Source organism: Paenibacillus sp. JT22N1, from assembly GCF_059692155.1.
The window spans coordinates 107,147-117,436 of the sequence record NZ_JCAUAW010000021.1 but is presented as its reverse complement, the minus strand read 5'-3'; the positions used below and the strand labels follow the sequence as shown (position 1 = coordinate 117,436).

The window sequence follows — 10,290 nt, the reverse complement described above, 5'->3', positions numbered from 1 at the left end:
GATATCCGTATGCGATTGCGTAAATTTGTGAAACAAGCATTCCACAGCAGACGGCAGGATTTTATTTCTCTGCTGGACAAAAGCAGAAGTGGTTGCGGTATTTACGTCATAACCTTGTGATTCCAAGATCTCCTTGTATAAGCTGTTGCCACCCATGGAGATCAGGAGCTGCATGACCGTTTCAAAGGGAAGCTTTTTCTTTCGGGTAAAATCTTTTTCAGGGTTTTGGACATAAGGTGCTGGTGCGGCTGACATTTCTCGTATGAGGGATGTCAGCGTTTGTTTTAGCGAATTTGCGTACTCATTCATTGGCGTAACCTCCTCGTTTTTCAAGGGGCTTCGCCACACATTTATACCTACTTGTCAAGTCTTATTTCTCTTTTTCGTGCAAAAAAAAGAGCGGGCTATCTTTTTCGATAACCTGCTCTTTTTCTTGATATTTGGACCTGCGCCTTAACTAAATGACATTGCCCTCACGGGATGCCCTCCTTCAATCGCTCATTATTTTGAGCTACTTATCAATAATCTTAAACAACGCATGAGTACCGCTGTCTTCTTCGCCGTTCGCAGCCAGCTGCTCATAAAGGGATTTCGCCAAAGATAGTCCAGGCAGCTCCACTTTCATTTCTTCGGCAGATTGAAGCGCGATCTTCATATCTTTAATAAAGTGCTTCACATAGAAACCAGGAGCAAAATTCCCAGCGATGATGCGAGGGGCCAAGTTACTTAAAGACCAGCTACCAGCAGCGCCCGACTCAATACTTTTGAGCACAGTCGAAGGATCCAGTCCTGATTTCTTCGCATATACCAGCGCTTCAACAACGCCCATCATATTACTTGCAATTGCGATTTGGTTGCACATTTTCGTATGCTGGCCTGCACCCGCTTCTCCTTGATAGACGATGTTTGTGCCAATCTTCTCAAAAAGCGGCAGCATGGCATCAAAAGCTTCACGCGAGCCCCCAACCATAATCGAAAGTCTCGCTTCCTTAGCTCCAATATCTCCGCCTGAAACAGGAGCATCTAGTGAAAACACTTGGCGCGCGAGTGCTTTTTCATAAATCAGTTTGGCCAGCATTGGACTAGACGTTGTCATATCAATTACGTAGCTGCCCGGCTTAGTGTTAGAAAGAATACCATTTTCGCCTAAATAAATCTCTTCTACGTCATTAGGGAAGCCTACCATTGTAATAATTACATTACATTGCTGTGCTAATAATCCTGGTGAATCTTGCCAGTGAGCACCCTGATCCAACAGTTCCTGAGCCTTGGATTTCGTTCGATTATATATATGTACCTCGTAGCCTGCTTGAATAAAATGGCCTGCCATACTTTTCCCCATAACACCTGTTCCTACTAAGCCTACAATCGTTTGTGCCGGATTGATTACCACCATGAATGCCACCTCTCATTTTAACAGTAACTGATTTCGAATATGTTTCATTCTTAAGTTATCACCGTCTGTGCATCTGGTCAAACTGAGCTCATTCCAATTTGTATAACAAAAATAAATCACTTTGACAGACATAGTACTTTATCATATATTGTAATATAGGAGATGAGAGTTATCGTTGACTTAAACCTTGTAGAGTTTTTGCGATTTAACTGGTGTATGCATGGATAACCTACTCTTTACAGGAACTACTTTTCATCATTCCGATCTAAAAGGAACATCGTTCCGAAATGCCACATTTCAAAGCTGTTCCTTCAAAGCTGACGTCAAAAAAAACAATCTTTGACGGTGCAAGATGGATAAAGTAACTTATGCTTTGTTAAAAGGGTTTAAAGCCAACTTAAGTCATGTTACTATCATTTAGTAACCCTTAGATAAAAATTAAATCGAGTTCAGAGAAAGTGAGGAAATCAATCATTATGGTAGCGCAAAGCAAAAACAAAGGTTTAGGCATTGTAATTGCTGGGCTATTGCTGGGTATCTTAATGGCCGCCATGGACAATACCATTGTAGCCACAGCCATGGGCACCATCATCGGTGAATTAGGCGGATTGGATAAATTCGTTTGGGTCACTTCAGCTTATATGGTGGCGGAAATGGCCGGCATGCCGATATTCGGCAAACTATCCGATATGTACGGACGCAAAAAGTTTTTCATCTTTGGTGTTATCGTGTTCATGCTTGGATCCATCCTATGTGGAACAGCAAATTCGATTATAGAGCTCAGTGTCTATCGCGCTATTCAAGGTATCGGCGGCGGTGCCATGTTACCGGTTGCTTTCACGATTATGTTCGATGCCGTTCCGATAGAGAGCCGCGGTAAACTAGGTGGATTGTTCGGTGCTGTGTTCGGCATGTCTAGCATTTTCGGACCACTGCTTGGCGCTTATATTACAGATTATGTGAACTGGAAATGGGTATTTTACATTAACCTGCCTCTTGGTTTGATCTCACTTGTTTTTGTGGCCTTCTTCTATCGCGAATCCGTTGAGCATTCTAAACAAAGAATCGACTGGTGGGGCGCATTTACACTTGTTGGTGCCATCGTCTCCCTCATGTTCGCTCTTGAATTAGGCGGCAAGGAATACGCTTGGGATTCAGCATTTATCCTTGGTTTATTCGCTCTATTTGCGGTGTTAACAATCATCTTCGTCTTCGTGGAGCGTCGTGCTGCTGAACCTATTATTTCTTTTGCGATGTTCAAAAATCGTTTGTATGCATCAAGTAATGCCGTTGCCATTTTTAGCGGCGCAGCTTTTATCACAGCATCCGTCTATATCCCGATTTTCATTCAAGGTGTATTAGGCGGAACCGCTACCAATTCCGGCTTAGTTCTTCTTCCTATGATGTTAGGCTCCGTTGTAACGGCAACAGGCGGCGGTTTCTTAATGAATAAAATGAGTTATCGAGCGATTATGATTCCAACGACCTTCCTGCTTATTGTCGGAACAGCTCTCTTGACTACTTTATCGCCAGAATCACCTCGTTGGCTTGTCACGATCTACATGATTATTATAGGACTCGGCATCGGTGCTTCCTTCTCTGTATTAAGTAATGCAGCCATTCATCTGTTCGAAGTACGGCAGCGTGGTTCAGCCTCTTCAACACTGAACTTCCTCCGTTCCTTGGGGATGACGCTGGGTATCACCGTATTCGGAATTGTTCAAAGTCATGCTTTAACACGAAAATTGACGGATGTATTTGCAGGTCAAGGTCAAACCGGAACTGCAATACCAACCGGGGACTCGCATACGCTGCTTGATCCCGCGAAACGAATGGAGATTACTGCACCTGTTCTCGAGAAAATCACAACCGCATTATCGTCTTCCATCGTTCTCACTTTCGCTTGGACTATACTTCCTGCTGTCCTAGCCTTCGTTTGTGCCATCGCGATGAGTAAAGAAAAGCTGGATCCAACCCAAGAAACCGAATCAGCTATTTCTCATTAAAATAAAAAGAGTGCCACTCCAACTACAGCAATCTGTAGATGAAGCGGCACTTTTCATTTCCAATTCTTTAAATTCCTTTAAACGTGAATGAGTAGGCATAGGTACGATTGGCATACAGCGTGAACTCTGGGTGTGTTCTTGCACCCCAGCTGTCATCACCGCCGACGCCCATCTGCTTATAATTCACCCGCAGCACGACTTTATCGCTAGCTGGGAGCTTATACGTATGGTCATGAGCTTCCAACTCGGAAGGTAAATAAGGCAGAGCGTTCAATTCAACGGTAGGAAGTCCTGTAATGCGGAGTCCACGCCCGTTCGCATCTGTCAACGTCGCCCAGCGCACATCCGTTTTATTGCCGCATTCCTGAGGGCGTAAATATGGCACGAACTGCTCTTCAACGGTACCGCTGTGCAAAGCTAGTCTGGCTCCGGCAGCACGGTCCCAATAGTTCTCGTGTGGACCACGGCCGTACCAGCTCAATTGCTGGAAGGAGCTATCTAATTGGAAGAGTACGCCAATCTCCGGAATTTCAGGTAAATGAGCTCCAGGCACAAGCTCCATACGTACTTCTACTTCCCCGCTAGGCGATACCGTGTAAACCAATTGCACCTCAGAAGTTGGCTTTGTCGCTAATTCAAAGCGAACCTGCACCTCAGCGCGGCCATCTCCAATCGATTTAGCTGTCAAAGATTGCAGCGTTCTTCCACTGCCTGCCTCTTGCCATGGCGCGCAGCGAATGTGATGCTGGTTGCCGCGATCATTATCGGTATAAGCACGCCAGAAATTAGGTGTAGGACCTGTCAAGAACAGTTCACTTCCCTCGTACATGTAGGAAGTGATATCACCAGTTGCAGCATTAAATTGAAGAGAGAAGTTGCCTCCCTTAAGGCTAATTATTTCCTTAGTTGAAGCAATTTGTACAGCTTCTATAGTAGACAAGGTCGCCGCGGATTCTAGGGCTGCCTGTTCAGAATTAGACCAAGCAGCTTTACGAACTGGAAGCAAGAACTGCTCCCAAGCGATTTCATGTCCCTTCTGCGCCCAATTCGTATCTTCTTTCAGCTGTAGACTGATCGTCAGTACAAACTCATCTTTTGGCAAAATGGATTCCATATGATCTAGAGCCAACTCAATAACAGCTGTTTCTCCTGGCTTTACAGTGAATTGTCCACGCTTGGCTTCACCCACAGGCTCACCATTACGTGCGATGGACCATGTCCAATCAAACTCACTCAGATCCGTAAATAAATAGTGATTCGTCACCTTCACTTGGCCATTAGCAAGATCGAGCGCTTCGAACTTCACATTCTGGTAGCACTTCTTCACTTCATAGATCTTCGGTGATGGCGTACGATCAGCGAAAATTAATCCATTACCGCAGAAGTTGCCATCGTTCGGTGTATCTCCGAAATCGCCGCCGTAGGCTTGGTAGGTAACACCCTCTGGAGTTGTTGTTCTTATCGATTGATCAATCCAGTCCCAAATAAATCCACCTTGGAGAACCGGATACTTGTCAAACAACTCCCAGTACTTAAATAAATTGCCGCATGAATTCCCCATCGCATGGCTGTATTCACACAGAATAAACGGTTTCTTCGGCTTATTTCTCGCGTATTCTTCGATTTTCTCAATTTTGGTGTACATTTGACTTTCAATGTCCGACGCCGCATCTGATGCGCGGAAGTGGAAAACTCCTTCGTAATGTACAACTCTTGACGGATCGGCTTCACGTAAGAAGTCGTGCATTTTAATAAAGTTATCGCCACCGAACGCCTCATTACCTAGCGACCAAATCACAATTGAAGGATGGTTCTTATCTCTTTGCATCATCGAATTCGCCCGGTCCAGCACAGCTCCCGTCCATTCTGGCTTACTTCCCGGTACAGCGTCTCCTTCAACGTCCGATCCATAGGCCCATGAGCCATGTGTCTCGAGGTTCGTTTCATCAATCACATACAGCCCATATTGGTCACATAGTTCATACCAGTGCGGGTCGTTTGGATAGTGCGAGGTCCGTACAGCATTGATATTGTGTTGTTTCATGAGCAAAATATCAGCAAGCATGCTTGCCCGATCAACAGAACGGCCGCGATCCGTATCGAATTCATGCCGATTAACACCTTTGAACACAATACGCTCACCATTGATCTTCATCAAACCGTCTTGGATTTCGAATTTACGGAATCCAACCTTGCAGCTTTCCGTTTCCAGAAGCGAGCCATCTTCATCTCTTAAGCTCAAAACAAGTGTATAAAGATTCGGCTTCTCCGCGCTCCATTTTGCAGGCCGATCCACTTGGACGGAGAGCTCTACTTCCTGATTAGCAGCACCACTTACATTTACTTCTACGGAAAGAGGCTCCTTCCATAGCGGCTTCAACTCACTATCATATAAGACAGCTTCTACACGGCGTGTACCGCTGCTAAGTCCATCGTAATTCGTGACTTTTGCTTGAATACGCAGTTCTGCATTCTCGAAGGAATCGTCCAGATTCGTCAGCACCTTGAAATCTGAAATATGCGTTGTTGGCGTGCTATACATATACACATCGCGGAAAATACCGCTTAACCGCCAGAAATCTTGATCCTCCAGCCAGCTCGCATCACTCCAACGGTAAACCTCGACGTCAAGCTTATTCTCGCCATCTACCAAGTAAGGTGTAATATCAAAATCCGCAGGTGTAAACGAATCCTGACTAAAGCCCACCAAATCGCCGTTAACCCACACATAAAAAGCCGATTCAACCCCTTGAAAGCTCAGGTATACGGGTTGATCTTCCCATGCTGCCGGGACCGTAAAGCTGCGGGAATATGAGCCCACAGGGTTATACTTTACCGGAGCAAATGGAGGCTTCAAATCTTCATGGCCCACCCAAGGATAGATGATATTCGTATATTGTGGAAAGTCGAAGCCTTGCAGCTGCCAATGGGAAGGCACGGCGATGTCCGCCCAACTGCTGCAATCGTAGTCACTCTTGTAAAACTCTTGCGGACGGCCTTGCGCATTCTCAGCAAAATGAAACTTCCAAGTTCCATTCAATGATTGGTAATAATCGGACGCTTCACGAACTCCCGCTAGTGCCTCATCTTCGGACTTATAAGGCATTAATGTGGCATGAGCTTCCATGCGGTTTAATTGAAAAATCTGAGGATTATTATTCCATTCCGGGTATCCATTTACGGGCGGTGTATATACGAATTTTTTAGCCATTTCTTGAATTCCTCACTTCTATAGGGTGTATAAATTTCTTCAACTATCTTCTTATTGTACAAGACAATAATTTCTTTTAAAATATAAGATAATACGCATACCATATTAAAAAATGAAAGAGTTGAACCTCAGATCGATGGTTACCGATTACAGGAAATTTTTCCTCATTACAGAAACGGATCGGAAGCTTCCTCTCATCCTGGAAACAGTCGGTTACGAAAATGAGCAGAAGTTCTACAAGCGAGAAGAAGGCTATCCTTGCTTTCATTGGCTACAAACGATTGAAGGCAGCGGTGAAATCATCCTTGAAAGCGGATCCATCAAGCTGAGTGAGAATCAAGGCATGCTCTTGCCTGCTGGCGTCCCGCATGAATATAACATCACTGCCGCCAAGTGGTCGACGTGGTATTTAACCTTCGATGGTGCGCTCGCTGCTTCCATTGTATATGCCTTAGAGATACCATTATCCACACCAATTAGCTGGGGCATGGAAACCCCTCTCGCTAATATTCATGAGTACTACTTCGAAAAGTACCGCTACAGTCATGACTTTACAGGCATGAATGGTTCACTTGAAATTTATCAATTCCTTACTCTGCTCAAAAAGCATGGCAACGTAAATAAAAGCGCATCCTTTTCCCAAAGTCACGAGCGCTTGCTGCCGCTTTTGTTGGAACTTGAGATTAGCTTCGCATCTTCCGACGTAGGACTTGGATGGATGTCTCAGCTGCTTGGCATAAGCTCTCAACATGTCAATACATTGTTCCGCAAAGCGTTTGGCCTCTCTCCTTACCAATACTTACTGCAGCTTCGCCTACAGAAATCCAAGGAATTGCTAATCGCACAGCCTAATCAAACGGTGAAACAGATCGCCGAAGCGACTGGCTTCCTCGACGCTTCGCATTTCATCTCGACATTTCGCAAATCCGTCGGTTTGACGCCCGAAGTTTTCAGAAATCAATACAACAAAAAGAACCAATCGGAAGATTTCCGTTAGTTCGAACACCTAGCCCAAAGTCGTTTTCGTTTCAAAAAAAGCTTATGATGGTTATATATGGGTAAAATGATTGGGGGCTAATGATGAGCAGCTTACAACACGATAACCATCGTTTCTTCGAGCAGATGGTTCAGTTCTCTCCTCATGGGATGGCCTGTTTATCCTTAAACGGGTCCCTACTGAAAGTTAATCCAGCATATTGCTCGATTCTTGGATATTCGGAAGATGAGCTCGAGAAGCTTAATATACGTGAAATCACCTTTCCTGATGATTGGCTGTCCTACACGGATCAAGTTCAAAACTTGTTAGCTCGTGCGGCTTCTTCTTTTAACATGGATATCCGTTATTTGCACAAAAATGGTGACATCATATGGACATCCGTCCAACTTACTTTCGTTTGCGATACTCAAACCGGGCCGCCTCTATATGGTATCGTTCATATGACGGATATTTCACAGCTCAGGTCCATTGAACAAAAGCTTCAAGAGTCCATTGATCGGTATACCCCTCTGAAAATGCATACACATGATGCGCTCATTTCACTTGATTTGGACGGAGTTATTGTCAATGGCAATACGCGGGCACAAGAGTTATTAGGATTCTACAACAATGAATTCGTTGGAATGCCTTTTTCCAGATTTGTAGGCAAAAACAATGTGAAACAAATCCTTACCGATTCCCTACACGATGCTTCCATGGAGAAGAAAATTGATCATATTCGTCAAATCAATGGTCATATTGTTGAAGTACTGACGACCATCGCTCCCATCATCATGAACGAAATGAATGTTGGGTACTATATCATTGCCAAGGACATGACCGAACAGAAGAAATTAATGATTGAGAAGGAAACCGCTGAGAATACGAATAAAGCGAAGAGTGAATTTCTGGCGATAATGAGCCATGAAATTCGGACGCCGATGAATGGCGTTATCGGAATGACAGACCTTTTGCTACAAACGACAACGTTAGACGAAGAACAAAAAGAGTACGTAGAGATTATTCATAAGAGCGGTGAAACGCTGCTTCGTATCATTAATGACATTTTAGACTTCTCCAAAATTGAATCCGGTAAAACAGAATTACATGAAATCCCTTTCGATATACGAGACACGATATCTGAAACGTTTAATATTTTATCGACCAAAGCGGATGAAAAGCAGTTATCCACGACATTTACAATAGATCCCAACGTCCCTCACTCAGTAGTGGGTGATTCAGAACGTCTGAAGCAGGTACTTATTAATTTGGTTGGCAATGCCATCAAGTTTACGCCATTCGGTGGAATCTCCGTACATGTCAATAAACGCGTACAAGAAGATCACATCATACAACTCGAATTCATTGTAAAAGATAGCGGAATCGGCATTCCAGCTGATAAAAGGAGCTATATCTTCGAGCCTTTCAATCAAGTCGATCATGTGATGACACGCAAATACGAGGGTACTGGGCTTGGCTTAGCTATTACGAAAAAACTGGTCCGACTAATGGGCGGCGATATTTGGGTAGAACCTGCCGACGATCCAGGGACTACGATCATCTTCACCATTTGTCTCAAAGAGGATCATCATTCAGATGAATACCAAAGTAATACAAATGAAGGTATCGCGCATGCTTCCCTACACATACTTATCGCTGAAGACAATGTCATTAATCAATTCGTTTTAATTAAAATGCTAGAGAAACAGGGACATATCGTTACAGTTGCTGCTAACGGGGAAGAAGCAGTGAAATTCGCCTTAAGAGACCGGTTTGATATCATATTTATGGATCTCCAAATGCCGATCATTAACGGATTAGATGCAACCGCAATGATTAAACAAACACTCCCGCCAGAACGATGTCCCATGATCGTCGCTGTAACTGCGAACGCCTTAAAAGAAGATCGCGAAATCTGCCTCGCTGCGGGCATGGACGATTATTTGAGCAAACCGATCAAAAATAAATCCCTTCTCGATATTATCGAGACATATATGGAGAATAAACACCATTCGGGCTAACCCGCTTGGGGGAAACTTACTCACCCGTGTTTTGTTGTACGTTGTACAACTCCAAACGTATAACAAAATAAGGCATCTACGTTCCGTGAAAATCTAGTGATATCAAGTGCGGATTGAATTTCGGATGCAGATAGAAGAACTAAGGGTGCGGCCTGCCTGTGATTGGGCCATGCGACGTGCTCTGTTATCGGGGTGTTTAGCAGAAAGTTTGGTGCGAGGGCAGGTAGATAGAAATCTGTTCAAATACAGATAAACATCTGGTCAAATCCATGGATTATAGGTCGGCTAAAAAGCGAGACTCAGTGGAGTGATTTCGGCATATAAGCGGCTAATCTGAGAATCACGTGGAACGAGGAGCCGCTATTTCGGTGGTTATGCCGCTGCAGGGCCCGTACGCGGAACGAGGGGGCGTTATTTTGGTGTTTTACCGGTTTTTACACCTCGAAAGCGGGAAATAGAGGCTCCTCGTTCCGCGAAAACGTGAAATACGCGTTTTTGAGCAAAATAAGGCATCTACGTTCCGCTAATCGACATGAAATGGACGGTTGAGCGGTTTACGGGAACCGAAAACTCATACTTTCTTATGTGGACAAAAAACCGCCGCGGCGGTTTGGAGTTTCCTCATATAATAGCCATTGGAACCCCCCTGGGTTAAACCAATGCTCTCACATGATTCTTTG

6 protein-coding genes and 1 pseudogene are annotated in these 10,290 nt (G+C 44.4%); 4 read left to right on the top strand and 3 right to left on the bottom strand.

What is annotated here, in order from left to right; translation table 11 throughout:
- Together AC58UU_RS31605 and AC58UU_RS31600 are read right to left on the bottom strand one after the other, a co-directional pair.
- Positions 1–309: pseudogene (locus tag AC58UU_RS31605) on the bottom strand (IS4 family transposase); the annotation flags it as partial.
- Positions 310–511: 202 nt separating this feature from the next.
- Positions 512–1,396: an NAD(P)-dependent oxidoreductase gene (locus AC58UU_RS31600; RefSeq protein ID WP_497321468.1), complete on the bottom strand. Its 885-nt coding sequence runs from the start codon at positions 1,394–1,396 to the stop codon at positions 512–514.
- Between the two features lie 220 nt (positions 1,397–1,616).
- Between AC58UU_RS31600 and AC58UU_RS31595 the strand changes: the two genes are divergently transcribed.
- Positions 1,617–1,739 (top strand): pentapeptide repeat-containing protein, encoded by a 123-nt coding sequence (locus AC58UU_RS31595; protein ID WP_497321467.1) that lies wholly within the window; start codon positions 1,617–1,619, stop codon positions 1,737–1,739.
- A 133-nt stretch (positions 1,740–1,872) separates the two neighbouring features.
- Entirely contained in the window at positions 1,873–3,402 is a 1,530-nt protein-coding gene (locus AC58UU_RS31590; RefSeq protein ID WP_497321473.1) for an MDR family MFS transporter, read from the top strand.
- A gap of 67 nt (positions 3,403–3,469) precedes the next feature.
- Here the strand turns inward: AC58UU_RS31590 and lacZ are convergent, their stop codons facing one another.
- A complete protein-coding gene (lacZ, locus tag AC58UU_RS31585) occupies positions 3,470–6,613 on the bottom strand; it encodes a beta-galactosidase, LacZ type (protein ID WP_497321465.1) in 3,144 nt (1,047 codons plus the stop codon).
- 112 nt (positions 6,614–6,725) lie between these two features.
- Between lacZ and AC58UU_RS31580 the strand changes: the two genes are divergently transcribed.
- Together AC58UU_RS31580 and AC58UU_RS31575 are read left to right on the top strand one after the other, a co-directional pair.
- Positions 6,726–7,610 carry a helix-turn-helix domain-containing protein gene (locus AC58UU_RS31580; protein WP_497321464.1) on the top strand — a complete coding sequence of 295 codons (885 nt, stop codon included), beginning with the start codon at positions 6,726–6,728 and terminating at the stop codon, positions 7,608–7,610.
- Positions 7,611–7,693: 83 nt separating this feature from the next.
- Positions 7,694–9,610, top strand: a complete 1,917-nt coding sequence (locus tag AC58UU_RS31575) for a PAS domain S-box protein (RefSeq protein ID WP_497321463.1) — start codon at positions 7,694–7,696, stop codon at positions 9,608–9,610.
- Positions 9,611–10,290 lie beyond the last annotated feature (680 nt).

Excerpts from the sequence above, each read along its gene's own strand:
- AC58UU_RS31600 (WP_497321468.1), bottom strand. The coding sequence starts at position 1,396 with ATGGTGGTAATCAATCCGGCACAAACGATTGTAGGCTTAGTAGGAACA.
- lacZ (WP_497321465.1), bottom strand. The coding sequence starts at position 6,613 with ATGGCTAAAAAATTCGTATATACACCGCCCGTAAATGGATACCCGGAA.
- AC58UU_RS31575 (WP_497321463.1), top strand. The coding sequence starts at position 7,694 with ATGAGCAGCTTACAACACGATAACCATCGTTTCTTCGAGCAGATGGTT.
- AC58UU_RS31595 (WP_497321467.1), top strand. The coding sequence starts at position 1,617 with ATGGATAACCTACTCTTTACAGGAACTACTTTTCATCATTCCGATCTA.
- AC58UU_RS31580 (WP_497321464.1), top strand. The coding sequence starts at position 6,726 with ATGAAAGAGTTGAACCTCAGATCGATGGTTACCGATTACAGGAAATTT.
- AC58UU_RS31590 (WP_497321473.1), top strand. The coding sequence starts at position 1,873 with ATGGTAGCGCAAAGCAAAAACAAAGGTTTAGGCATTGTAATTGCTGGG.